18 protein-coding genes and 2 pseudogenes are annotated in these 24,610 nt (G+C 64.8%); 8 read left to right on the top strand and 12 right to left on the bottom strand.

Annotation, left to right across the window (positions count from 1 at the left end; translation table 11 throughout):
* Positions 1 to 57: 57 nt before the first annotated feature.
* A pseudogene (locus ACIPSA_RS17095) lies at positions 58 to 156 on the bottom strand (IS5/IS1182 family transposase); the annotation flags it as partial.
* Positions 157 to 939: 783 nt separating this feature from the next.
* Between ACIPSA_RS17095 and ACIPSA_RS17090 the strand changes: the two are divergent.
* The 3 genes from ACIPSA_RS17090 to ACIPSA_RS17080 are packed head-to-tail and all read left to right on the top strand — an operon-like array spanning position 940 to position 4,328.
* The gene (locus tag ACIPSA_RS17090; RefSeq protein ID WP_402634964.1) at positions 940 to 2,979 is read left to right on the top strand and encodes a hypothetical protein; all 2,040 of its coding nucleotides are present in this window, start codon (positions 940 to 942) and stop codon (positions 2,977 to 2,979) included.
* Positions 2,966 to 4,015: a hypothetical protein gene (locus tag ACIPSA_RS17085; RefSeq protein ID WP_402634961.1), complete on the top strand. Its 1,050-nt coding sequence runs from the start codon at positions 2,966 to 2,968 to the stop codon at positions 4,013 to 4,015. Before ACIPSA_RS17090 ends, ACIPSA_RS17085 begins: the two co-directional genes overlap by 14 nt.
* A 22-nt stretch (positions 4,016 to 4,037) precedes the next feature.
* Positions 4,038 to 4,328: a hypothetical protein gene (locus ACIPSA_RS17080; protein ID WP_402634959.1), complete on the top strand. Its 291-nt coding sequence runs from the start codon at positions 4,038 to 4,040 to the stop codon at positions 4,326 to 4,328.
* A 299-nt stretch (positions 4,329 to 4,627) separates the two neighbouring features.
* Here ACIPSA_RS17080 and ACIPSA_RS17075 read toward each other — a convergent pair.
* Positions 4,628 to 4,750, bottom strand: a pseudogene (locus ACIPSA_RS17075) (EamA family transporter); the annotation flags it as partial.
* A gap of 26 nt (positions 4,751 to 4,776) precedes the next feature.
* On the opposite strand from ACIPSA_RS17075, the gene ACIPSA_RS17070 reads away from it, so the two are divergent.
* Positions 4,777 to 6,225: a recombinase family protein gene (locus ACIPSA_RS17070; protein WP_402634956.1), complete on the top strand. Its 1,449-nt coding sequence runs from the start codon at positions 4,777 to 4,779 to the stop codon at positions 6,223 to 6,225.
* Positions 6,226 to 6,906: 681 nt separating this feature from the next.
* On the opposite strand, the gene ACIPSA_RS17065 is transcribed toward ACIPSA_RS17070, so the two are convergent.
* From ACIPSA_RS17065 to ACIPSA_RS17045, 5 genes are all read right to left on the bottom strand, one after another.
* Positions 6,907 to 7,746 carry a hypothetical protein gene (locus ACIPSA_RS17065; RefSeq protein WP_402634953.1) on the bottom strand — a complete coding sequence of 280 codons (840 nt, stop codon included), beginning with the start codon at positions 7,744 to 7,746 and terminating at the stop codon, positions 6,907 to 6,909.
* Between the two features lie 1,034 nt (positions 7,747 to 8,780).
* On the bottom strand, positions 8,781 to 10,388 hold the full coding sequence (locus ACIPSA_RS17060) for a replication initiator (protein ID WP_402634950.1): 1,608 nt from the start codon (positions 10,386 to 10,388) through the stop codon (positions 8,781 to 8,783).
* 39 nt (positions 10,389 to 10,427) lie between these two features.
* The gene (locus tag ACIPSA_RS17055; protein ID WP_402634947.1) at positions 10,428 to 10,625 is read right to left on the bottom strand and encodes a hypothetical protein; all 198 of its coding nucleotides are present in this window, start codon (positions 10,623 to 10,625) and stop codon (positions 10,428 to 10,430) included.
* Complete coding sequence (locus ACIPSA_RS17050; RefSeq protein WP_402634944.1) at positions 10,622 to 11,914, bottom strand: FtsK/SpoIIIE domain-containing protein; 1,293 nt, start codon at positions 11,912 to 11,914, stop codon at positions 10,622 to 10,624. The genes ACIPSA_RS17055 and ACIPSA_RS17050 overlap by 4 nt, the downstream gene beginning before the upstream one ends.
* On the bottom strand, positions 11,914 to 12,261 hold the full coding sequence (locus tag ACIPSA_RS17045) for a hypothetical protein (protein WP_402634941.1): 348 nt from the start codon (positions 12,259 to 12,261) through the stop codon (positions 11,914 to 11,916). Before ACIPSA_RS17045 ends, ACIPSA_RS17050 begins: the two co-directional genes overlap by 1 nt.
* Positions 12,262 to 12,424: 163 nt before the next feature.
* Between ACIPSA_RS17045 and ACIPSA_RS17040 the strand changes: the two genes are divergently transcribed.
* Positions 12,425 to 13,204 carry a GntR family transcriptional regulator gene (locus ACIPSA_RS17040; protein WP_402634938.1) on the top strand — a complete coding sequence of 260 codons (780 nt, stop codon included), beginning with the start codon at positions 12,425 to 12,427 and terminating at the stop codon, positions 13,202 to 13,204.
* A 410-nt stretch (positions 13,205 to 13,614) separates the two neighbouring features.
* Here ACIPSA_RS17040 and ACIPSA_RS17035 read toward each other — a convergent pair whose 3' ends face one another.
* Positions 13,615 to 13,911 (bottom strand): hypothetical protein, encoded by a 297-nt coding sequence (locus ACIPSA_RS17035; protein ID WP_402634936.1) that lies wholly within the window; start codon positions 13,909 to 13,911, stop codon positions 13,615 to 13,617.
* Positions 13,912 to 14,235: 324 nt separating this feature from the next.
* A complete protein-coding gene (locus ACIPSA_RS17030; protein ID WP_402634933.1) occupies positions 14,236 to 14,787 on the bottom strand; it encodes an ATP-binding protein in 552 nt (183 codons plus the stop codon).
* A gap of 325 nt (positions 14,788 to 15,112) precedes the next feature.
* On the opposite strand from ACIPSA_RS17030, the gene ACIPSA_RS17025 reads away from it, so the two are divergent.
* A complete protein-coding gene (locus ACIPSA_RS17025; RefSeq protein WP_402634930.1) occupies positions 15,113 to 16,405 on the top strand; it encodes a tetratricopeptide repeat protein in 1,293 nt (430 codons plus the stop codon).
* Between the two features lie 295 nt (positions 16,406 to 16,700).
* Here ACIPSA_RS17025 and ACIPSA_RS17020 read toward each other — a convergent pair whose 3' ends face one another.
* The 3 genes from ACIPSA_RS17020 to ACIPSA_RS17010 all read right to left on the bottom strand — a co-directional run bounded on the left by ACIPSA_RS17020 (position 16,701) and on the right by ACIPSA_RS17010 (position 21,086).
* On the bottom strand, positions 16,701 to 19,976 hold the full coding sequence (locus ACIPSA_RS17020) for an NACHT domain-containing protein (RefSeq protein ID WP_402635447.1): 3,276 nt from the start codon (positions 19,974 to 19,976) through the stop codon (positions 16,701 to 16,703).
* 47 nt (positions 19,977 to 20,023) lie between these two features.
* Positions 20,024 to 20,371 carry a trypco2 family protein gene (locus tag ACIPSA_RS17015; RefSeq protein ID WP_402634927.1) on the bottom strand — a complete coding sequence of 116 codons (348 nt, stop codon included), beginning with the start codon at positions 20,369 to 20,371 and terminating at the stop codon, positions 20,024 to 20,026.
* 415 nt (positions 20,372 to 20,786) lie between these two features.
* The gene (locus ACIPSA_RS17010; RefSeq protein WP_402634924.1) at positions 20,787 to 21,086 is read right to left on the bottom strand and encodes a hypothetical protein; all 300 of its coding nucleotides are present in this window, start codon (positions 21,084 to 21,086) and stop codon (positions 20,787 to 20,789) included.
* 459 nt (positions 21,087 to 21,545) lie between these two features.
* Between ACIPSA_RS17010 and ACIPSA_RS17005 the strand changes: the two genes are divergently transcribed.
* Together ACIPSA_RS17005 and ACIPSA_RS17000 are read left to right on the top strand one after the other, a co-directional pair.
* Positions 21,546 to 21,863 (top strand): trypco2 family protein, encoded by a 318-nt coding sequence (locus ACIPSA_RS17005; protein ID WP_402634921.1) that lies wholly within the window; start codon positions 21,546 to 21,548, stop codon positions 21,861 to 21,863.
* A gap of 52 nt (positions 21,864 to 21,915) precedes the next feature.
* The coding region (locus ACIPSA_RS17000) for a tetratricopeptide repeat protein (protein WP_402634919.1) at positions 21,916 to 24,610 on the top strand (2,695 nt) is incomplete at its 3' end.

The raw sequence follows: 24,610 nt of genomic DNA, 5'->3' as shown, positions 1-24,610 counted from the left end.
CCCGGCGTGCAGCATCAGCCCGATCCCGAGCACCACTAGGGCGTGTATCGGAAGTGGATCACTGGCGAGGCTCGGCGTCCAGGCGAGGGGCAGCTTGGTGGTCAGGCCGCCGCGCGAGCGTCCGAGCCCGTGGTCGTCCGGCTCGGCGGCATGGCCGCCGGGCGGCTCCTTTTGCAGTTACCCCTTTTTCGCGCTCCGGCAGCGTGCTGAAGAACAGCGCCCCGATCGCCGCTCCGACGACGATCGACCCGAAGTTGAGGGCTACTTGCCTGCGATGAGCAGTCGGTATCCGTAGTCCATGCTCTGGTCGCCGTGGCGGCGAATCCGGCAGGTACTCCTGCAGTCCCACAGGGCGGATACGCGGCCCTCGACAGCACCAGCGCGGCCTCGGCCCACACCGCCGGCGCCTCGCCGCCTCGATCTCGCCCACTCGCTCACCGCGAGGGCCTCCACGGCCAGTTATCGCCCCACGGACCCGGCCGGGTACAGCACCTGTTCGACATCGTCTCCGCCATCTGGCCGCCCAGGGCACCATCGAGGCGGCGCGCGTCGGATGCGGCCTCCCCGACGCCCTCGTCGCCCTCGGCCTAACCCCCGGAGTACAGCCGGCTCCGGCCCCGTCGCCCTACGCCCTGTCCATGACCGGTTGGCCGAGCCCCTCTCGCCCTGATCGATGCGTTGACCCCGCGCGACGATCAGGGCGACTGCGTCCCGCCCTGATCAACTCGGCGCGGCCGCACCCCCGAGGGACATGCCTTCTGCACACGTGCCCCGCCTCGCGCCACCCGTCGCCGTGGCAAGCAATTCAAAAAATCTGACCGGAGGCAAGCAAAGCCGCCTCTCATGTGGTGCACATCCGCTGTGCCGTGTGAGCGAATGAAAGTTCGACGTGGCGTACGTGAAGCACATGAGCAGTGCGACAAAACGGGGTTATCACCTTTGGGTGAGTTCGTCGGGGTCAATCCGGAACGGGTCCGGAAACTCGCCAACCGACTGAAGGACCTTGAGCATGTGCTGAACGTGCACGGCCCCAACATAAAGAGGAAGCTGCAGGACTGGGACACCACTTTGGACCTGTCGGTGATAGCCAAGCACACGGCGGCCGTCTCCGACTATGCGCGTGACATGTCCAAGCGCGCCGACCTGGCGCGGGACCTGCTGGAGCACGGCGGTACGGGCATGTGTACGCCCGACGGGGACATCATCAACATTCCCTGGGACATCAAGGACCTCACGGAGCAGCAGCGTCAGCAGGAGGCCAAGGACGAGGCGGCCGATCTGAAGAAGGCGCTCGACGATCCGAAGGCGCAGGGGGCGCGGGAGACGATCGCGGCGATCGCGCAGTCCCTGCAGGACCACAAGGACGACACCGCGTATCTGAAGGCCTTCGCCGACGCGGGTGGGATCGCGGACGCGGCGCGGGTCGCCCAGGCGTTGCACCAAGAGGACGGCACCCACAACAACGTGGTGCTGAGCGACGACTCGACGAAGATCGTCGGACAGTTCGCCGACGGGGTCGACCAGGTCTTCAAGTACCAGCAAGGCAAGGACCCGAAGATCCCGCCGAACGCGGACTACGAGAAGGCGCTGACGCAGCCGCAGGGCGGCGACATGTGGTCGGTGGGGATGTTGTTCAAGTACGGTCCGAAGGGCGACGACTGGGAGCCGACCGTGCTGTCGCACGTCGGCGGGGCCATGCTGGACTGGCGCAAGGCCCATGACATGAGGCCCGGTTACTCCCCGGGCCAGGTCGTCGGCACGGCCTACTCGCCCGAGGCGTACGTGGACCCGAAGAACGCCTGGTACGGAGAGCTGGGCCTCACGCACAGCTATGTGGACGAGAACGCGCAGGACGCCTTCAGCCGCGTCAACGCCATCGACGCCAACGACCCCTCGATCGCGCTGATGCAGCGCGTCAGCGAGAACGCCGACGCCGCACGCGGCCTCCTCACCGGTGCCGACGGCGCCAGCCACGCCAAGGAACTGGTCAACGACCACTGGGCCACCCCGGGCACCGGCCTCGACGACGCCAAGTGGCCCGCCGCCGTGATCACCGCGGCCACGGCCGACAGGTTGATGTACGCGAAGGAGTCGGCCGAGGCCGCGGTGAACGTCATCAACGCCGGCGCGGCCAAGTACGCCGACGACAAGAACAAGAGCGACTACGAGAAGGAGCAGTACCCGGTCAACACGAAGGTGGAGAAGGCGCTGTCCTTCGTGTTCTCCACGTACGTGTCGGACTTCGCGAACACCACTGGCATCGACCAGGACGAGGCGTCCCCCGAGGGCGACGGCACCATCATGGTGCCCAAGGCGACCGCGCAGGCGTTCCTCAGCGAAATCCTGGAGACCAAGGACAAGGACAACGCCGGCAACGTCATCCAGGCCATCAACGCCCAGATGAGGATGACCTCCCAGCAGGGCATCGACGGGGCAAACGGCACGTACATCAAGAAGCTCGCAGAACTGCGCGGCACGGTCTCCGCCGCGGGTCACGCCGTGGACATGGACGAGGCGGCGCTCACCGACGCCGAGCACGCCAAGCAGCTCCTGTGGTTCAACATCGCCACCAGCGCGGCCGCCTCCGTCCCGCTGCCGGGCGGCCCGGCGGCGCTCGAACTCGCCGAGAAGTGGGCGCAGGCGGCGATCTGGACGGGCATTCCGTACGGCGCCTCGAATTTCCCGTCCGGGGAGCAGGCACAGAAAGAGAGCGACTACCAGGGGATGAGGTTCCGCGACTCGACGACCATGGCGGTCCCGGTGATGGAGGGCCTCGCTCGGTCCGGAAAGCTTCAGGAATGGCACGTGCAGCCGCCGCCGGAGCACCCGGAGTGGGCGCAGGGGCACATCGTCATCAAGAACCGCGCCGACCACGCGATCTTCAACGCCTGGTGGGCTAAGACCCAGCTGGCAAACGACCGCAAGGTCGGCAATTTCGATCAGCAGATGAGGGAGGCCTTCTACCTTGGAGTGGGTTAAGTCGGGACGCCGTGGTCGGTGGCTGACGGCCGGAGCGGCCTCGGCCGTGCTGCTCGGGCTCGCGGGATGCGGCGGGGGGGACGACTGGAAGGAGCCCAAGCAGGGACAGGCGCTGGTCCTCCTCAGTACGGACGGTGACGCCGCGTACAACGGGTTCGGTGACACCCCTCTGGGTCTCGCCGTCGGCAGGGACAACCAGGTGTACGGGATGTTCGTCGACCTCGTCACCGTCGGGAAGGACCACAAGCTCAAGACCCTGCGACACCACATCAACGGGCTGTACGGACTTGTCGCCCTGCCCGACGGCTCGTTGGTGGCCGGCAGTGGCGGGCAGATCGTCAGGCTGAACGCGAACGGGCAGCAGTCGGCGGTGCTCGCGGGTGCCGAGGGAACGGGGCGCAAGGAAGGGCAGCCGGCCCCGAGCAGCGTCCCGGCGAAGGGGTACCACTTCGCCGACAAGCAGCCCATTCCCTTCGCCGTACGGGCGGACGACTCCGTCCTGATCACGGACGAGGACGTGATCTGGAGCCTCAAGGGCGGCACCCTCACTCGTCTTTACCAGATCCCGGCGGCCTCGTCCCAGGGCAGGATCCGGGTGGCACCGAGTCAGCTGGCGGGCGGGACGCACACGGTCTACCTCGCTCTTCAGCAGACGCTCGGCAGCATCAGGGCGATCGGCCCCGACGGTACGTCCCGCCCTATCGCCCTGCCCCGGAGCATCGCCGGAGTGACCGGCGATCCATCGGCACTGCATGTGGCTTGGATCACCGGCGACGGCGCGGACGGCCTCTACGTGAACGCCTTCGGCAAGTCCAAGTCGTACGTGCTCCATCTGGCCGGCGGCAAGGCCGAGGTGATCGTCGAAGGCGCCGACGACAAGAGCGACAAACCGGACCCCGCCTGCAAACCGGGCCACCTGGTCGAAGCGAAGAAGCTGCCCTGCCCCATGCCCTACGCACTTGCCTACTCCGCGTCCTCGGGAAGCCTCGTCATGGCGGGCAGCGCCCCGTACGTACTGCGCATCCCCGTCAAGTAAGCCCAAAGGCAAAGGAATTCCCGTGGCCATACCGAACGAGGACCGCCTGGAAGTCCTCTGTCGCAACGACATGAACGACGTCAACAAGTCCGTGCAGGCCATCCAGGACGCCATCAAGCAGGTCAACGGCATGCTGCCGCACACCTGGGTCGGCAAGGACGCCGACAACTGGTGCACCGAGTACAACGGGCGCATCGGGCAGTTGAACGCCCTGTTCTCCATGAACCTTCCGCCCGAGGAGACCCGGCTGATCGAGAAGGCCAAGAAGGATCAGCAGGCGATGGACAAGAAGAGCCACGGGGGACACGGATGAGATCGCTTGCACGACGGTGAGGTCGTGTTCCCTGATTTCTTGCTCATCGGTCATATCGTCGCGTCGTGATCCGTCCAGGAAGCCTGGCGTACTGCTGGTGGACCCCCCGGCACGGTTCGGGAACCAGCTTGCGGCCCGCCGCCTCAGCACTTGGCGGCACCCTGGGCGAAGGGCGAAGGGCCGGGCATCAGCGGGCCGCCGCCCGGACGAGGGACCGGCCACCAGGTACTGCTGGGGGCAGCACTCGGCCGCGTAGAAGGCGCGGCCCGCCCGGTACGCCGCCGAGCCCGAGCCCCGGCCTACCCGGCGTGCAGCATCAGCCCGATCCCGAGCACCACCAGTCCCGCGGCGGCGATCCGGGGCGCGCCGAAGCGCTCCTTGAAGAACAGCGCCCCGATCGCCGCTCCGGCGACGATCGATGTCATATCGGGCTCATACAGTATTTGTCATGAGCCGATCCAAGTTAGCCAAGGCCACGGTCACACCGGGCGAGCCCGCAGCGATCTACTGCCGTATCTCCCATGCCAAGGACGAGGACCAAACCGGAGTCGACCGGCAGGAACGCGTCTGCCGGGACATCGCCGAGCGGCTCCAGCTCCGGGTCGAGTCGACCCACGTCTACGTGGACAACAACCGTTCTGCGTGGCAGCGCAACCGCAAGCGGCCGGGTTGGGAAGAGATGCTGAAGGCCATGGGGGAAGGGGAGATCCGGCACGTCATCGTCTACCACCCCGACCGCCTCATGAGGCAGCCCAAGGATCTCGAAGAGCTGCTCTCCATAGCCGACGACAAGCGTGTCCTGCTCCACGGCGAGGCGAACCGGCGCGATCTGTCGGACCCCGACGACCGTTTCATCCTGCGTATCGAGGTGGCCCATGCGTGCCGCTCCTCCGACGACACGTCGCGCCGCCTCAAGGATGCTCTGAAGGACAAGGCCCGTGAGGGCACGCCGCACGTAGGTAACCGTCCCTACGGCTACACCAGCAACGGCCGCGCGATCGTCGAGGAGGAGGCGGAGATCGTGCGTGAAGTCTTCCGCCGCTACTTGGACGGCGAGTCGCCGATGAGCATCGCCCAGGACCTCACGGCGCGTGCCGTCCCCACGTCCAAGGGCAAGACGTGGAACCCCGAGAACGTTCGTCATCTGCTGTCGTCCAACTTCGTGGCGAGGGTCCGGATCCATCAGGGCGAAGAGGTGGGTGTGGGTACGTGGCCCGCGATCATCGACCGGGGCCAGTGGGACGAGGTGCAGCGGCTGAGGGAGTACCGCGCCAAGCAGCACAGAGACACGCAGAAACGGCCGGCCCGGAACTACATTCTGCGCGGAGTCGCCACCTGCGCATGCGGAACGCGCATGGCCGGTACGAACAGCGGGCGGTATGCCTACTACCGGTGTACCCGCGCCGACGACACCGGTCAGCAGAAGTGCAACCGCTCCGTCTCAGCCGGGCCCCTCGAAGACTTCGTGCGGGATGTGGCGATCAAGGTTCTGACCAAGCTGGACACGTCCGGGTACGAGCCCGCCACGACCACGCGCCCCGAGGCCGACGTCATCGCGGACGAGAAGGACCGCGAGAAGCTGCGGGAGCTGAAGGAGCTGTGGCTCAACGACGAGGACTTCACGACGGCCGACTTCCAGGCCATGCGTACGCCGATCGTCAAGCGGATGAAGGAGCGGCAGCGGAAGACCGTCAGGCGGCCGGTCGTCGTCCTGGAGGGGATCGCCGGGCCGGAGGCCGCAGCCAACTGGGAGAAGCTGGAGAAGGCGGAGGACCACGCCCGCATGAACGCGATCTATCGGTTCCTGTTCGCCGCCGTGATCGTTCGTCCGCCGACACGGAGGGGCCGGGGGTTCGACACGGATCGGGTGGAGATCGAGCCGAACCCGCTGGACTAGGCCGTTTGGTTTGGATCAGCAGGCAGACCGCAGGAAGATGCCCCCGTCGCCGGGCGGTTCGATCTGGCAGATGGTTGCGGCGGGACGGAGCTGCTGCCGACCGTGTGCTGGTCGTCTGGACAGGGCAGCGGCCCGGCCGATGCCGACCGGGCCATCAGGTCTGGGTGTCCTGTTTCATCCAGTTCGACTGAGTCGGAGGCAACGGAGCGCACGGCACCCGGCGCCACAGCCGAATTCGCAAGGGCCGCCTACTGCGAGTTGCGTCGGCGAACGAGCCCGGTCACGATCATGGCCACTCCCGCCAGCACGCCGACGTAAAACAGCATTTGCAGCATTCCGCCGCCAATGTTTGGGCCACCCCATTGCGTGGGGAATTCTTCACGAGCCCACAAGTTCACTGCCGCACCAATTACACTCACGACAAGGATTGCCAGGCCAAATTTCAAAAGTCGGGACATATTGGCGCCTCCCAAGTAACGGCAGATAGATATTTTGCATGCCACGCTAAGATCAGATCGATCGGAGAATAGCACCTTCCGGCCCGGCTGTCACTTGGGAGTTGCTTTTGGATAGGTGACGTCAATCTTTATCAGAGATGCCGCCGTTTCGGTTCACGAACATGCGGCCCACTGCGGCACAGCTGCAAATACGGGCGGATAGTGAGCAGTTATCCGTAGGCGACTAGTGATCGTCACCAAAGGCAGTCACAGCAGCGTAGAATACGGTGGACACCGAAAGGCAGTCGTAGCGCAGAGGATTCCACGTGCCGTAAGCATATTTACAGTTCTGGCCGAGTTGCGCGAGCAGTGTGGCATCACACGACTTCTTATGGTCACCCGGCCTTCCGTAACACAGGTCGTGCCGCGCACAGGGGCCACGAAAATCCGCGCTCCCCCAAGTGTCCGGCGCACTAGTGCAGTAATCGTGCAGAGTGCCCAGCCGGGGGCTGTAGACGTAATTGGACGGTACCGTCACCTTGCGGGATGAGGCTGCGATAATCGCGTCATCGTCATCGTCACCGGGGGACGTAGAGCCAGCGGTGAGTGCGGAGTAAAGTGGACGGTTGAAGCTCACCGGGAACTTCGTCTCTGCCGTAAAGTTCACCACCTCAACGAGGGTGGAACCATCGATGCGATAGCTGGCAGAAACCCGGTGGTTGTCCGCATCCAACGCCCATGGAGCGTCGTAGGCACCCAAGGCCTTTCCGTTCTGATCCGTAACCACGACTTCGCTCGTGATGTCGTCGCCCTTTGCGGGCTCTACGGGCACCAGTTTCCCGTTCGACGGAGTAACCGTGTCGAACCGGTAGGTGTGTGATGCGGTGGCGTCCTTGATGGAGAAAGTCTCCAGCTCATGCGTCAGGGCAGACTCGCCGGCGTCGCTTGCCGTATCCGCAGGGGCGGTCTGCACTCCGACAGTCTGGTCGTCATCTGCGTGTGCTGGAACGGCAGTGAACATGCCGATCGCCGCGACAGCGAGAAGGCCAGTAGCTACGGATCCGCGCAAGCGGAACTTTTTCATTTTTTCTCCCCGTGATTCGAAATGGCTACACAAAGCGCAGCATCAAGGCATGAAGCGTTGGCGCTCACACAAGTTGAGAAATGCACAGAATGCGCTGATCCGGCGATCGGTCATCGAGAAAGCGTCAACATCAAGAATGTCATCACTATTGCAAGTGACCATTACCCGACCGATAATCGATAGTGAGCCCAAAAGCTGGTCAGTGCCGGCCTCGTATGGCTGCCCGTTATTTATTACCGTGTGCCGCGGAGCCACCGTCGGCCTGACTCATATCTGGCGCGAGCCACGAGCACCCGCTGGGGCGCAGAGAACACATTGCGCAACGCGCGTTGGGATCAAAGTAGGCCGTCATCCGGCACTCGGCATCCGAGCGTCAGGCGGCACGGTTCGACAACGCTGACAACGGAGAGGAAGCGGCCACAAATGCCGCTGCGCACGCACGATACGGGCGCGAGGCTCCACTGGTCATGCAATTTTCCCCCTTGGAATATTAGGCAGCTCCTGGTCAGAGAGCTGCGTATGCGCCTCATCTGCCCCTTCCCCAAAGCGGCTAGGCGGCGCATCCCCTGGTTATTGCTACATGCCTTTAATCTCGTCGCGCAAGTAAGTAGGCGCCGGGCGTGGAGCAGATCGCATGCGCGCGCGGCTTCAGTGCCCGCGAGATAAGGGTGATCAAATGAGACAAAGGCTACCTATTCCGGTCACAAAATACCCACGCGGCGCGTACAAGCTCATGGGAACCTCAGATTCTTAGCAGCTTAAAAGAAAGGTAAATTTTTGCCGTCGCGGAGCGATCAGATGACCTCCGGACCAGCTCGGGAAACAAAGGTTGGCTGAACTGGCGCAGGCCGGAGTCCTGTTCTCGACCGTCTTGTCTTCGCAGTGGTTGGCTCCGGTCGACCAGCGCTAGGAATCCTTCCGCACAGGGCCGAGGAGCCTCGCGAGTCTCGCAGCGCTCTTCGGCCCCATCCGTGTGGGGAACTTGGCCGCCTGGCGTTCGACGGCCCGAGCCCACTGCTCACTCCGAGGTCTCGTCACCGAGGCACCTCACGCTGTTCTCGGGCGATCTCGCGGTTCGTGGCGATGTCTTCGGCGACTCCAGCGGCCAGGAGTGCGGCGCCGGGGGTGTGGCCGGATCCGACATAGCGCCAATGGGCATCGGTGACCGCGCCGGGTAAGTCTCCGCGGCCTACGTGCTGGGACCGTTCGGCGCGCAGCGCCGTGTACGTCGTCGAGTAGGCGCGGGACTTGGTGAGGATGTGGCCCCGGTAGCCGAGCGTGTGAGCCCATGTTCGCAGGCGCAGCGGCTCGTACTCGGGGAGGCCGCCGAGGCGCCAGCCGGTACGCATGAGGGTGCGCACGTGCCCGCTCACCGGTGCCGTGTCGATGTCCTCCCAGGTAGTGAGCGGGTGGTCGGTGCCGGCGCCTGTCTCGCTCGCGCCTTTGGTGACGTATTTGGCCACGTACGCCGCCACGGCGTCATAGTCCGGTCCGTCGCCGTCGGCGCGCAGCGGCCGAGCGTCGATCTGAGCGCCCCAGCGCAAAGCAAGTTCGCCCACGGCACGGCTGTAGAGGGCGTGGACCAGGACGCGTCGGGCAGATGCGCGCACGGCACCGGCCAGAAGATCAGTGGTCCCCCAGGCCGGGGGTTCGTCGTTTGGTCCGGCCGGGCCGTCGAGCCGTACGACAGCGTGGACGTGCACGGCCGCCCGCTTCTGGTACTCAGCCACACGGGCGAACGAAAGCCGTGCGTGGTCGGCAAAGCGAGCCTGCGCCAGGCCAACCGCCGACGCGAGCTGTCGCCGAACGCCGAGGGCAAAGCGGTCCCAGAGCATGCCCGCATGCGCGTGCCACAGCACGTGTGCGGCGTAGTCGTAGCAGTCGGGACAGAGCGGTTGCCCCACGGCGGAGTCATCAGCAGCGTGCACAGAGTGGCAGCCGATGGCCCGACCGTGCTCGCAGGTACCACCGCTGCGGCGGGGACGACACGGCTCCCCCGCACGGTGTACCGGTCCGAAGGACGGGGCGGTCAGGGTGATGAATAGTCGGGGGCGGTGGCGGACGGTAGCGGGGACGTTCTTGCCCCTGAGGAGCCCGGCCCGCACGAGGTGGTAGGTATCCCCGGCATGAAGGTGGGAGCAAGCTGGGCACACGGTCGCGCGCCGGTTGCGGCAGCGGATCAGCAGGCGTTCACCAGGTTCCGTCCGGGTGTCGTAGTGACGGAGGATCTCACCGGTCGATTCGTCCAGGGTCGTGGTCGATCCGGAGAGGTGAACCGGGTGGGAGCAACCACCGGTAGCGGTGATCTGCTCCAGCAGGCGAGGGAACTGCGGGTCTTGGGCGATGCGGATTGCGTCGCGGTCTGCTTCGGAGAGCTGACGCAGGCGCGCCGCGCGGTCGAGAACGGCGCGCCTGTCAGCCGGGGTGAACTCCGGGGCGATGGTGGTGACCTTCCAAGGTGGGCCGCCGAAGCGGCACGGATGGTGGCTGAAGGCGTGGTGTCGCCCATGGGGTTGCTCCTTACGGGTGTGGTCGGGTGGGTGTGGGGTCAGCGGATGGTGCCGGTGCCCCGGCAGACGCGGCAGCGCCGTATCCGGCCGGTCCAGGACTTGCGGGCTCCGTCGCCCTTGCAGTGGGGGCACCTCACGCGAGGCATGGGCATGGTGTGCGTCCTTCCAGGCCTAGAAGTGGGCGAAGCCGCTGAGGATCCAGGTCATGAAGCCGTTGATGGTGAGGCTGACCGGGGTCTGGCCGAGGTACATGCCGAACAGGGCGATGCAGGCCGCTTCCCAGATGCGCACGTCGCGGGAGCGGACGAGGAGGAAGGTGATGACTCCGAAGACCACGACGAGGGACACGGCGGTACCGGTGCTGATCACTTGTCGTCTCCTTCCAGGGCCGCGAGCGCGCGGCCTAGGGCGGGCAGGTCCGGGGTCATCGCGGCGTACCTCCGTGTGATCGCCACGGCCTCATCCGTAGGGGTGAGGTGGGAGCGGGCACGGCTCCAGCCGCCGTCCGGTCCGGTGCACACGGCCACGCCGCGTTCCTGTGCGGTGATCGACTGGGCGACGGCGGCGGCGTCCTTGTTCAGGTCGCCCAAGGCCATCTCGGCCGTGCCGGGGTCGTTGACGCGGTGGCAGATGCGGCCGCCGAGCTGGGCACGCAGGGCGGTGACGCCGGGGCCGAGGTCGGAGCCGACCCGCTGGCCGGCGACGACGAGGTGGATGCCGAGCGCGGCCCCGAGCTGCGCCAGCCGCAAGAGAAGCGTGGAGCACTGCTCCGCCTCGCCCTTGCCCTCGCGGGTGCCGTCGGACAGGTACAGTTCCGCGATCTCGTCGACGATCACGACGACCGGCACCGGCCGCAGCTTCTCCGGGAGCTCCCAGATCGAGCGCACCCCGGCCGACCGGCACGCGCTCATCCGGTCCTGCATGTCGGCCACCAGCGCCGAGAGCACGGCGACCGCCTCACGCCTGCATGTGGCCAGTGCGCTCAGCCGCCCGGCGAACAGGCCGAGTTCCATGCCGCCCTTGCAGTCGATGCCGACCAGGGCGACCCGTTGGGTGGCGAGCTGGGTGATCAGCCGGGCCAGCAGCGTGGACTTGCCGGACCGGGTGGCCCCGGCGATCAGCCAGTGCGGCACCATCCGCAGGTTCATCACCCACGCGCCGCCGCTCTCCAGCACACCGATCAGTGCGGAGAGGAGTTCGGCCGGAGCCGTGGCTAAGCCCGGCCGCTGAAGCGGATCCGTCGCCGTCGCGGTCAGCAGCACGAGCCCACGCTCCGGCGAGGTGACACGCACCGCGTGCACCTTCCACGCGTGCACCAGCGCATCAGCCGCCTTCATGTACGTCGCGGGGGTCTGGCCCGCGTGCAGCCGCACGGTCGCGGTCAGCCCGAGGAGGTTCGCCTTGGGGAAGGACAGCCGCGGAGTCACCGGACGCAGCGGATCTCCCTTGACCACCAGGTCCGCGAGCAGTCCGCGGTGGGAGACGGCGAGGTCGTTGAGCAGGGCGACCTTGCGCCAGGTCAGCAGCACCCGGAACGTGGTGGCCGGGTAGCCGATCAGGTACCAGTGCCAGGCCGGGCGGTGCCGGCGCACCAGGTCGCCGACGACGAGCAGCCAGGCCGCTACGGCGAGCGCGAAGGCGAACAGGACCGGCCCCATCACGCATCACCGCCCTTGGCGTGCGCCGGGCCGCCGTGCACGGGCGTGATCGCATCGGCACGGAAGCTGACGCCGTGCCGATCGCCCATCGACCACATGAACGCCGTCAGCCCGGTGACCTTGACGATCTGTCCTTCCTCGATGCCTTTGGGCTGTCCGCTGACGGCGATCTCGATGACGGAGATCCGCCGACCGTCCTGCCGCACGGTGACGGCGACGGTCCAAACCGGGTTGCCGTCCCGGTCCCTCTTCACCTCCTGCGTCTCGGAGTTGGTGATCTTCGCTTCGGGCGCGATGGCGCACCGCAGTACGCCCAGCCGCGCTGTGTCCACGGGAATGGACTGCATTTCTTCGGCCTCCCTGGCCAGTCGGGACGCCAGACTCAAACTGACGTCACTTGTCCTAACGAGTTATGACTATGAAGTCCTGTACGGCAGATGCGCAACTACTTATGCTGACGAGTGATGTCGCGCGTGCGACGTGCCTACGACCTCACCCGGAGATGCCGAGATGTCAGAGATCCAGCGCCCCGGAGCCCTCTACCAGCAGGTGGCCGCCGCGATCCGCGAAGCGATCCTGTCCGGCGAGTTCGCGCCCGACTCCCTGCTTCCATCCGAAGCCCAGCTCATGGCCCGCTACGGGGTATCGCGCCCGACTGTCCGCAACGCCATCGCAGCCCTGCGCGCGGAGGGGTTGATCGATGTCCGGCACGGCAAGGGCAGCTTCGTACGCTCCGACGGACAGCCCGCCCTTACCATCGAGCGCCGCATCAGCCGCACCAGCGACGGCCGGTTCGTCATGCCCAACGGCGACATCTGGCAGGAGGCCGAGGAGCCGAACACCTACCGCACCCGCACCACCAAGGCCACCGGCCGACTCCTGCGACTCGACGAGGAAGAGGCGCTGTTCGGCTGTGACCGGCTGCTTGTGGATCCCAACACGGGGACACGGGCGATGCACCGCACCCTGATCCCCTTCGAGGTCGCCGAAGCGGTCCCGCTGCTTGCCGAGGAGCCCTGCAAGCGCCCGGCCGCGATCTACCGGCTGCTCACCCAGGACGGTCGCGCCTTGTCGTGGACCGAGACAGTACGCGCGCACATGCCGCTGCCCGACGAACGGACCACCCTCCAGCTCCCGGACGCGACACCGGTCCTGCACGTGGCCCGCGTCGCGCACGGCACCGACGACCGCCCCCTGATCCTCGAAGAGCTTCGCTTCGGCGCGGACCGTGCCGAACTCGCCTACCGGATCACCGCCGACAAGCAGCCCACCCGACGCACCCGCGCCTGAACGCCTGCGGCCACGTGTCGAATACGTCTTCACTTCCTCAAGGGCGCGCCTACGGCGCGCCGGGACGCCCGGCCGCCCCGGCCGGGCGTGCGGCGTGACCGCCGGTCCCGTCCGGTCGCCGGGCGCCCCAGACCGCAGGACGCCCGAGGAGTCGAGGCGACGACCGGCCGCCGCGGACCGGAGCCCACGCGGCTGGGGGTCGACGGCCTCCGAGACTTTACGCAGCTCCCATGGGGCGAGCCTCGAAGAACAGGGGGCCCATCGGGCACAACCGCGGGCAGGGCAACTGCCTGCCCGATTCGCCGGGCCAGCGTAGGGCCCCCTGCTCACTCGCCCCATGGCAGCTCCAGCCCAAAGTCTCTCCGGCCGGCGACGTACCCACGCGCGCCCCTCACCAGTGAAAACACCCCTCATCGCGCGCCACCGTCGCCGTCCGCGCGTGCCGCCAGGAGCGCGGCAAGCCGGACTATGGCACCGGGCCAGCCCACGAAGCGCACGACCCCACGCCCGTCGTCGTACGTCGAGGCGACGGCCCGTACCTCCGACAGCTCGAAGCCCGCACCCAGAAACGCGCGGTTGAGCCGGTCGGCAGCCTCCCGCGCCTCACGCCATCCCGCGACGTAGTCCACACCGGACACCCACAGACCGAGGTCCCCGCCCGCCATGCCTAGGCCGTCGCCGAGCCACTCATCACCCGCGCCAGTCACCGTGTCACTCCCGCTCTGGTAACAGATCGTCAACTGTCTTTGAACCGGGGCGAATACGCAGCACAACGACCCCGGTACCATCAGGCACCGGGGATCGCTGTGTCCCCTGCCGGACCACCCCGGTTGCTGCCAGGCGCGGGGGTGGTCCGGTCTCGGTATGAGGTTGTGAGGCGTGGCCCCTGGGGCCGGGTGGGGATCCCGGCGGACAGTCCCGAGGAGCCACGCCCCGATCACCGGAGGATCACCCCCGGTCCCCGGCTGCCGCTCCCGCCCGAGTGCGCGACGCAAGGGCGACAAGCCCGGAGATCATCAGGACGGGTCGAGTCAGGCCCCGTCGTCCAGATCAAAGCGGCACCACACCGTCTTGCCGCCGTTGTCTTCCGGTGTCCACCAGACGGCCGTCGCCAACCGCTGGACGATCAACAGCCCGCGACCGCTGTCCGGGAGAACCGCTTCCGACAACTCACCCATCAGCCCCGGCGAGAAGGTGTCGCCAAGGGGAAGCAGCGGGGGCGTGGAGTCCTCATCCGTGACGCCGATGAACAGCCACTTCGGCCACATCTTGAAGGTCACGTCGATGCGCCGACAGGCGCCCGGACGAGCCAGGCAGCGCTCAGGTACCGCATGGTTCACTACATTCCCGACCAGCTCCGACACGGCCAGCCGGGCATCATCGACGACCGCGCTCGCACCCGCGTCCCGCAGGAACTTGGCCGTCATGTCCCGGGCGACGCGCGCCGTCTCGTGGAACTCGGCAAAAAGCGTCAAGGCCAGGTAGCGCCCACCCGTGGAAGGGTCCGGAGCCGCGTACCAGTGGCTGAAGGCATCTAACTCACTCATTACGTGTTCATGCCGCCGCGATTCCCTCGCGTTCATGACACGCCCACCGTCCCCGATCACGTCTGCCGAGGCCCTCCCGGCAGGGTGCCTCAGGTTGCACCCCCTACCCCGGCAGTCGCTCCCCCCTCTTGGGGACCCCCCTCTTGGGGACCCCCGGGCCAATGGGGCACTCCCTGGGACCACTTGGGCCCCTCCACTTGGGAAATCCCCTGGGTAGACTCGCCAGACGGACAGGGCGCGACGATCGAAAGAGAAGAACGAACCAGAAGAGACGTTTGGTCAATCACGATGGGGAAGTGAGATGACCGTAGCTGCACCGACACCGGCAGCTCTCCCGCCTCACGTTCTGGAACGCGCAGACGTGCGGTCGGCGATCGCCAACCACGACTTCGGCGAGGTCTTCAGACTCGCCAAGATCCACGGAAACATCAGCTACGCCAAGATCGCCGAGGCCGTCGGCTACAAGCCCGAGCACATCGGCAAGATGGCCCGGCCCGACACCGACGGCAAGGGCGTTCGCCCGCGGATCACGCAGTTCCGCAAGATCCTTGAAGTGGTGGACGGCCTACGGATCCCCGGTCATCTCGCCGGGGTCGCCCCGCGCCCCTGGGAGCTGGATCAACCAGCCAAGGCAACCGAGCTGGAGGATCCGAGCGCCCTGATCGCGCAGGGCGGCGCAGGTCTCTGGGACATCGCCGAGATGCTACGGCGCACCGAGATGTCCAGCATCAACAGCGCGGCCCTGGAGTCGATCGAAGACGGCATCGACCAGTTGGCCCGCGCCTACCCGTACGCCAATGCCGACTACCTGCACGAGCGCACGCGGAACGGCCTGCAGTACGTCACCAAGCAGCTCGAAGGCCGGATGACCCTCCGCCAGCACCGGGAACTACTCGTCGACGCCGGATGGCTCTTCCTGCTGAACGCATGCGTCCAATACGACCGGGGCCAGCGCGAAGCCGCCAACCTCAGCAAAGCCGCCGCACTCCGCATCGGGCAGGAGGCCGGACACGGCGAAATCATGGCCTGGGCATGGGAGATCGAGGCATGGTTCGCCCTCACCCAGAGCCGTTGGCAAGACATGCTCAACGCCGTTGAAGCCGGACACGCCTCGGACCAGACACACTCCGTCGGCGTCCAGCTCTACGCCCACAAGGCCCGCGCCGCCGCCCGCATGGGAGACGCCCGCCTGGTCCGCGATTCCCTGGATGCCGGCCGCGCCCGCCTGGACCGACTCCCCCGCCCCGACCACCCGGAACACCACTTCATCATCGACCCCGACAAGTGGGACTTCTACGAGATGGACGCCTACCGCCTCCTCGGAGACGACGAACGCGCCGCCGCCCACGCTCGTTCGGTGATCCACATCAGCACCGGCCCCGACGGAACTGAGATCTCCCCCATGCGCGCCGCAGAAGCCCGCCTCACCCTCGGAGTCGCCGCGGCCCGCACCGGTGATATCGAAGAAGCCATCGGCATGGGCACAACGGCCCTGGAAGCCGACCGTAAGTCCCTCCCGTCCCTGCTTTTAGTCGCTGACGAGCTGGACAAGGAACTGCGCTCCCGATATCCACGCGAGGGCGCCACCCGCGAATTCCACGAACAGATCATGACCATCAAGCGAGGCACCGCCAGACCCGAGCTTCCATTCTGAGTCGGCTCCTACATGCCCAGGCCCCGCTTCCTACAAGGTGCGGGGCCTGCCTATCGCCCAGTCCGCCCGACGCACCGTCCAGGCCGGGGAAAAAGGCACGCCCGCGTCTGGATCAAGGGGTAGAGCACAGGACTTTCCTAGTCACCACAGATCTACCATTTCGCCTTCCCGCTCAGCGAGAAGCCGCGCTGAGTTAGTGGCGTAGGTGCCCGACGAAGAGATGTAATGCTACGACGAGTCAACTTGGCCAATACTGAGGAGCACCGTCGAGGCCACGCAGAGCAACCTTGAGGTTTCAGGCTTGAATTCCACCTAGCCTAAGCATCCCAGCGACGTCATCCTGCAGGTTCAACCGTTCACTAAAACCGCGCAGTTGAATCCTTAGATCGGCCCGGAACTGCACGCCAAGGAAGTCAACGACTCCGTCATCCCTGATATGTTGCAATATTAGTCGACGCAAGCCAGGGAAGCCCCTCAGGATGGGAGCCACAGATACATGCCGAGGGCAGCGAAGAGTAAGCATTTTCAAATGAGGGAAAGTGAGGCCATCCAAGTCTTCTACAGACCTGAAAGGAGCATCGAGTTCTTCCAGGTCCCTCACCGAGCAAAGATGCAAAACCTCCTCAGTAGCCCAATTCCCCATCAGACGGACTTCCTGCAGACGAGTCCAGCGATCTATGCCGCGCAAAGAAACTTTCTGATTCATCCCCGCACCAAGCCATAGGCTCTCAACTTGCTCAACGGGAGGAGCCTGTCGAAAGTCTGGCCATGGTAGCTTTGTGTTGATACTTAGCGAGCGCAGATTTGGCAATTCTGGCAGGACAGAAATATCCACTTCACTATGCGCATGCACGAGATTCAGGAAACTCAACTGAGTTCCTGCAAGTGCAGAGAGGCTCCCTACGTTCGTACATCCACGCAGCCACAGGGCATGCAGGTTCGGATACGCATGCAGAAACCCAAGGTCACGCAACGTCGTATTCTCATGAAATATCAGTTCGCGCACATCAAGGGAGCTGGTTTTCTCAAGAAGAAAATCCTCGTCCCAGTCTCCGACGCATCGCAGATTGCACACGCCTGAGAGATGCGTAAGGCTATCGAACTGTTGACTATTCTCAAGGGTCAGGTGAACATCACTCAACGACATCGAGGACAAAACCTCGACAGCGAACTCCTCGATAGGGAATTCATTCCAAACTTCCACTATATTCCGCCGAACCTGGATACTTGAATGCGTCGCAAATTTCTTAATTAGCGTCAATGCATTCTTTCCCCGGATTTCTCCGGCAGTCACGACAACTGCTGCAGCACTTGCCGGATCCAAGCCGTCGGGACCTGGCAGCATTCCCAGCACAGCGGGACCAAGCCGTCCGAACTGAACAGCATCGCGATGACTTCGCGGCGGCATCAGAGAAGCAATCTTCTCCCAAACACCGGTTCGTACTGAATCCTCTAGGAAAATTGCACTGTTGGCACAGATCGCCGCCAAAATGAATGCGTCTCGCTGGCTACGCGCCCTGGCGAACTTCTCCCCTACCCGCAGCAGGTCTTGTATGAGGCGTCGACTATCGGGCCGGTTACAGTGGCCAACTGCCATCTTAATAACATCCTGCCATGCCTCATCGTCCGCATGCATAACTAGTTCGTTCAGACTGTCATTTTCTACAAATTCCTTGGCGGCAAGGTAGTCCTGAAAAGTCCTATGGATAAATTGAATGGAATCACTAGACAGTTCCTGCAGCAATCCGGTTCGATTGAGCAGATGAGTGAAGACGGTTTTGGGTGAACCCTGATCCCTCACCTGCGGCATTCCCTCAAGAGCTATTGATATCTGCCTGAAGGCTTGCTCTGACGAGAGTTCGGAGCGACTATTTCTGACAAGCCAAATCGCGACCCGCTGAAGTAGTTGCTGATGTTCTTCAAAGCTCAGGGTTATACCCTCAGGGGCTGTAATGCTACGCCGAGAATCCCGCTCGCCGAGTAGCATTGTCAGTGCTGCTCGATACAATTCCCATCGCGTCTGAGGGAGAACACCGCGACGCCGACGGTGAAGCGCACAGATTACGGCACAGAGGAGCGGTACTCGGGCGAGGTCGCGCAACGCCTCATTACGAAAGAGTTCTCTTAGTAGCTCATTCTTCAGCTCGTCTAGATGCGCATTTTGGGCGGCGAGTTCTTCCTGATCAGCATGAGCGTTCTGTTCCAAACATGCAGCGGCATGCCACGCGGTGACAAACTTACGAATTTCTAGGTCTCGCATTGGGAGCAGACGTGTTTCTCGGAACCCTTCGGATTGGAGCCAGTCCCGTTCTACAGCAAGTGGCCTGACCGTGGAAATGCAACGAGATTTCGGATACATACGCAGCAAGTCCGAAAGCCACCTCCTTGCCTTTTCCCGCTTGTCCTGCGTCACCTCGTCAAGGCCGTCGATCAACAGAACAGCGCGCCCCGCATCAAGTACTCGGCCGGCCCATCCTGACGGTGCCTCATCCAAAGGAAGCCTTGTCACTCGAGGTAGGTCAGCAGGCCTCGGAAAGTCCTGGTCCGCCAGATTGCGCATAGGAACAACAAACGGAACTAGTCCGTTTAGGCAGGCCAAGCTACCTTTTAGGGTCCCACATGCGGCGTGCGATGCTAGCCACCAAACCAAAGTTGTCTTGCCTGCGCCCGCTTCGCCTCTTACTACAATCTTTGGGTACCTGGCCAGAAGTTCGTCTATGACGCGCCTCTCGGCCGTAGCTGGGACGGTGCGAGCTTCCGCTACCTCCAATCGTCCTGGCTCTACGATCTCAGCCTCAAGACTCAAATATGCGGCATCTAGGTCCCAATTACTGTCGTTACTAGTAAGTTCATCGAGCCCGAATATCTCAGTTCGCCTGTAGCGAGCTCTGATTGCCTTTGCGTACTGCTCCTCGTAGTTGGCGTCGTCGGGATGTGAACTGGTCAGGTCTTCCAAGCCCGGAGCCGTTTTCCAGAGCAAGGATAGGTCAGATGCCAGTTCTTTCACGCTGAGGATTCGGTCAATAGGTACAGCTTCGATTCTGCCATGCTGTCGGTTCGCAGGATCTCTCGCTACTATGCCAATAAGAACAGGGCCCGCAAATAGGGGAGCGCCCGACAAGCCGGCCCATGGCGAGCCACCTCCAACCTCCGACGGAGGAGTGTGGTCGATGTCGAGGACATAAACTCTCCGTAGAAGACCAGCTGCGGTCTTTACGGTCCCCGTCACTTGCTCGCATTCCAACTGATTGCCATCGTAGCGTTGCACCGCTGGGAAACCGAATATTTGACAGCCCCTTAGCGGTGTCCGAGTCGCAACGCGTCCCCAGCGCAAGGCCGGCAGGCTTTCGGCAATCGCAGTGCCGATCAGATCGTGATCGGCTCGCAGTAAAGCAGCGTCACACTCCGATTCAGCACCTACCCAGATAACATCACATTGGATCGACTTATCCGCGTAAGGTGATATTGCTCTTACCCGCTGCGCATCTCCAATTACATGCGCGCTCGTGAGTACAAGTTTCGGCGTCAGCAGAATTCCACTGCCCTGACGTGCTGCGAGAACCGCCACCATGCGGTCTTCATAGTTGGCCACAGTCGGTCCTGATCAGAACGCGCAAGTCAAGAATTCACAGAAGCCGGAACACCAAACCCTCCGGTGTCACCCTCCTCTTCATTTGCGATTAGCCATCCGCTGCCATCGGATGCTTTTTTCGCTGTCAAAGTGAAGGAGATTTTATGTGTCCGCGCAGCAGTGGCAGTGGAGTCGGCATCCATGGAAACCACCCATGCCTTGATTCCACCTTTCACTGTAGAATCCTCGCGGAACTCGACTGCGAACTCCATCTGGATATCGCCGACTTCGAAAACAACCTGCTCGTTCAATCCAGCATGCGCCGCGGCTACAAGATCGTCACGCACAGCCTGTACAGCACGGACGAGATCAAACCCACTGTAATCCGACACCATGTGCCACCCCCGGGATAGACGCAACCGAGAGGGATGCTACGACCGATAGCGACTGCATGTGCTGGAAACGCACTCATCGACCACATGGATATGATTTTCAATACGCCAAACTGGTTGACAGTACGAGCCTCCGCACGTGGATCAGCGGGTGAGCCGGATCCGACGAAGGGCCGTACTCGGTTCTCAAGGCAGCGCACTATTGCGGTGTGAACCAGGGTTGACCGAAAACAGTCACAGGGCGGCCAACGATTGATGCCAGATGAAGGTCCGTGGCTCCCGGCTGAGGAGCGGCGGCCACGGAGTTGGTTCAGGCTCCGGGTGCGAGCGGCGGTTACTCGTCCGCCGCCTGCCCCAGTCCCGACGAGCCTGCACTTTCATGTGTCCCCTGGAACCGCTCCAAGGGCGACGGAGTCCGTCATGAACCGTCCCACAGTCCCAGTCGACGCAGGCGGCGCTGTCGGAACCTCTCGTACAACGCCGTGAGTCCGAGGATCCCACCGAGCAGGAAGCCACCGACCGGAGCGATGACGAAGTCCGACTGCTGCACTCCTGGGAGAAACAAGAAGTAGGCGGCCCACAACGTCCCCGTCAGCAGCGCCAGGAGGACCGGATGCCGGGCCGCGAACTTCTGTGTACGTGTGGGCGGGCGTTCGCCACCCAGGAAGCGGTCCACGGCCCAGAAGACGCGCACCAGTCTTCGCCCTACCTCCGACATGGCCGAGAGCGTACCGCGCGCCGATCAGTCCACGACCGGCGATCATCCAGCAGGACGCATGCCAGCCGACGCGGGTGACCAACCCCGACGTGCACCGGACACGACCCCGACCGTACCGAGGTCCCATGGCGCGGAACGAGGCCGGGGTGCAGGGGACAGCCTCATCCAACCCCCTGACCAGCGAAGTTATTACCGCATGAGCATGGCTTGACCGAGGACTCCCGCAGCGTCGCTTGCGCGCGTCGCAGGGCTCCAGAGAAGGGTGCGCGCTCCAAGTTGGCGGCAGCCTCGGAGTCCGGTCGGGCGTCGTTATGCAGGGACGGCGACGCCGGTTGCGCTGCTGGTCATGCGGTCGGACCCTGGGAATGAGGCAGTTCGTCATTCCGGGGCATTTCGCTGCTTGGTAGCCGTTACGCTGCCCGCCTGACGTCACCTCAGCAGAGCAGGGGGAAGCCACTCATGTCGCAGGAACCGTGGGCGGGACTGTCCGAGGCCATCAGCGCGATCCGGGCCGAACTGGAGCAGGCCATGACCGAGGGCCACGGACACACGATCCAGTTCCGCACCGGTCCGGTGGAGATGGAGTTCGCCGTGGACGTCAAGAAGGACGCTCATGCCGGTGCGAAGGTGTCCATCCTGCCCTGGAGCGCCAGTGCCGAGGTGAAAGCCGGATACGCGGCGGGCACCACATCCCGGCTGAAAATCACCTTGCAGCCGGTCGACGAACACGGCCAGGACCAGAACATCGGCGCCCACACCACCCAACGCCCCCAGTAGCCCACCCGTATTGGCACGCGCTTGCTGAGATGCAAAGAACGGGGGTCCGTAGGTGGACGTGCAACAGGTGGTGGAGGTCTGGGACCCGACAGGCCAGGTTGCCGGAAGCGGCTACCTCATCACAGATCGCTTGGTCCTGACGGCCTATCACAACATCCAGCAGGCGGGATCCTCCTCCGAACGTGCGGTGGAGGTACGGCGGCTCGCTCGGCACGGAGAAGAGCCGGCCTCGTGGATGGCAGCGGAGGTGCTGTGGCCGGAGCAACCACCCGACATTGAGCAGGATCCGCACACCGATGCCGCCCTGCTACTCATCACCGACTCAGCCTGGCAACCTCCCGCCTCTGCCGCACCGTTGCGTTGGGGACGCCTGCCCGCACCCTCTCCTGGTACCGCCGAAGCACGCATTACCTGTGTCGCAGTGGGATTCCCGGAGGCCGAGCAACGGGACGGAAAGCGCGACACAAAGCACATCCGCGGCCACATTGAGACGCTGAGCGGCCTGAAGTCCGGCCTGATCACCGCCCACATCGACCAGGTCGCCACCCCCACTGCGGCTGGTGCATCATCGTCCTGGTCCGGGGCCTCCGGAAGCGCACTCTTCTGCGGAAACCTGCTGACCGGAGTCCTGACCACCGACCGCGCCAGGAACTACCCCGGCAACCAACTCATTGCCGTTCCCCTGGCCACCCTCGCCGCACGCCCCGGCTTCACGAGCACCATCAAAGCCGCAGGCAACCCACTGTCCCTCGAAGACATCACCACCTCCACGAGCGGCGATCACCACCCCTCAGGTCCTTACGACGTGGCTGCGCCCCTTGGCCTGCACAACCTCCCCAGCCTTCCCCCCAAAGTCTTCGTCGGCCGGGAAGAAGCCCTCGCCACCCTCGCCGCCGAGATGGAGCAGGGCTCCAAAGCAATCACGCAGACCGTCCAGGGACTCGGCGGTGTCGGCAAGACCACACTGGCCCTGCACTACGCCCACACTCACCGGAACTCCTACCAACTGGTGTGGTGGATTCGCGCCGACACCACTGAGCAGATCACCACCGACCTTGCCAGCCTGACCACCCGCATCCATGGCGGCGCCACCGGCCGCACCACCGCCGAGGACGCGGAGTGGGCCATCGGATGGCTCCAGACCCACCCCGGCTGGCTCCTCGTTCTCGACAACGCTGAGCGGCCCGACACCACCCGCCACCTGATAGGCCAGCTCCACCACGCCGGACGTCACCTGATCACCAGCCGCTTCGCGGACGGCTGGCCTACTGCCCCTCTCGCTCTTCCCCTCCTCACCTCGGCCGCCTCACTCGACCTGCTCACCCGGCTCACCAGCCTGACCGACCCCGACAACCAGCACCACGCCCGCCTGCTCACCGACGACCTCGGACACCTCCCCCTCGCGCTCGAACAAGCCGGCGCCTTTATCGCCCAAAGCCGCATCTCCGTCAGCGCTTACCGGGACCTGCTCCGCCAGCACCCGGCTCAGACCATCAGCACCGCTCCCGCGGGCAGCGACCCCCAGCGCACCATGGCCCGCATCTGGCGCATCACCCTCGACGCCCTCCACCGCGATACCCCGCAGGCCGTCGACATCTTGCGCACCGCCGCCTGGTATGCCCCCAGCGCCATCCCCCGCACCCTCCTTGCCCCCCTGACCGACAGCCCCGTCAGCTACGCCCAAGCCCTCGGCCAGCTCGCCGCCTACAGCATGATCACCCTGGACGCCGACACCCTCAGCGTCCACCGCCTTGTCCAGACCGTCGCCCGCACCCCCGACCCCACCACGACAGACGACGCCGACCCCCACCGAACCCACGACACCATCACCAGCGCCCGCCACCACGCCACAGTCCTCTTACGCACCGCACTACCCGACAAACCAGAGACAAATGTGGCCGGATGGCCCGCCTGGCGCACCCTGCTTCCTCATGCTGAAGCTCTCCTCACCGCCGCCGCCCCCGCCCACGACACCGAAGACACCGACCTCCTCCTGACCAAAACCGCCGTCTACCTGCAAGGCCAAGGCCAGATCACCCAGGCCGTCAACTACAACAAGCGCTCACTGACCATCTCCACCCGCCTCCACGGCCCCGACCACCCCTCCACGCTGGCCTCCCGCCACCTCCTTGCGTACGCCTACCACGCGGCGGGGAACCTCGGCCGCGCCATCCCGCTGTACGAACAGAACCTCACCAACCGCGTACGGGTGCTGGGCGAGGACCACCCCTCCACCCTCACCTCCCGCAACAACCTCGCGGGCGCCTACCGGGAGGCGGGAGACCTCGACCGGGCCATCCCCCTGTACGAACGGAACCTCACCAACCGCGTACGAGTGCTGGGCGAGGACCACCCCGACACGCTTGCCTCCCGCAACAACCTCGCGGGCGCCTACCAGGAGGCGGGAGACCTCGACCGGGCCATCCCCCTGTACCAACAGGCCCTCACTGATTGCCTACGGGACTTGGGCGAGGACCACCCGACCACGCTCACCTCCCGCAACAACCTCGCGTACGCGTACCACGCGGCGGGAGACCTCGACCGGGCCATCCCCCTGTACCAACAGGCCCTCACTGATTGCCTACGGGCCTTGGGCGAGGACCACCCGACCACGCTCACCTCCCGCAACAACCTCGCGTACGCGTACCGGAAGGCGGGAGACCTCGACCGGGCCATCCCCCTGTACCAACAGGCCCTCACTGATTGCCTACGGGCCTTGGGCGAGGACCACCCGACCACGCTCACCT

The sequence above is a fragment of the Streptomyces sp. NPDC086549 genome (genome assembly GCF_044746205.1).
GTDB lineage: Bacteria > Actinomycetota > Actinomycetes > Streptomycetales > Streptomycetaceae > Streptomyces.
The sequence above is the reverse complement of the archived record's forward strand: the minus strand, read 5'-3'. Positions and strand labels throughout refer to the sequence as shown.

Excerpts from the sequence above, each read along its gene's own strand:
- ACIPSA_RS17045 (WP_402634941.1), bottom strand. The coding sequence starts at position 12,261 with ATGCAGTCCATTCCCGTGGACACAGCGCGGCTGGGCGTACTGCGGTGC.
- ACIPSA_RS17065 (WP_402634953.1), bottom strand. The coding sequence starts at position 7,746 with ATGAAAAAGTTCCGCTTGCGCGGATCCGTAGCTACTGGCCTTCTCGCT.
- ACIPSA_RS17015 (WP_402634927.1), bottom strand. The coding sequence starts at position 20,371 with ATGGTGTCGGATTACAGTGGGTTTGATCTCGTCCGTGCTGTACAGGCT.
- ACIPSA_RS17030 (WP_402634933.1), bottom strand. The coding sequence starts at position 14,787 with ATGAACGCGAGGGAATCGCGGCGGCATGAACACGTAATGAGTGAGTTA.
- ACIPSA_RS17070 (WP_402634956.1), top strand. The coding sequence starts at position 4,777 with ATGAGCCGATCCAAGTTAGCCAAGGCCACGGTCACACCGGGCGAGCCC.
- ACIPSA_RS17010 (WP_402634924.1), bottom strand. The coding sequence starts at position 21,086 with ATGTCGGAGGTAGGGCGAAGACTGGTGCGCGTCTTCTGGGCCGTGGAC.
- ACIPSA_RS17020 (WP_402635447.1), bottom strand. The coding sequence starts at position 19,976 with ATGGTGGCGGTTCTCGCAGCACGTCAGGGCAGTGGAATTCTGCTGACG.
- ACIPSA_RS17005 (WP_402634921.1), top strand. The coding sequence starts at position 21,546 with ATGTCGCAGGAACCGTGGGCGGGACTGTCCGAGGCCATCAGCGCGATC.
- ACIPSA_RS17050 (WP_402634944.1), bottom strand. The coding sequence starts at position 11,914 with ATGGGGCCGGTCCTGTTCGCCTTCGCGCTCGCCGTAGCGGCCTGGCTG.
- ACIPSA_RS17040 (WP_402634938.1), top strand. The coding sequence starts at position 12,425 with ATGTCAGAGATCCAGCGCCCCGGAGCCCTCTACCAGCAGGTGGCCGCC.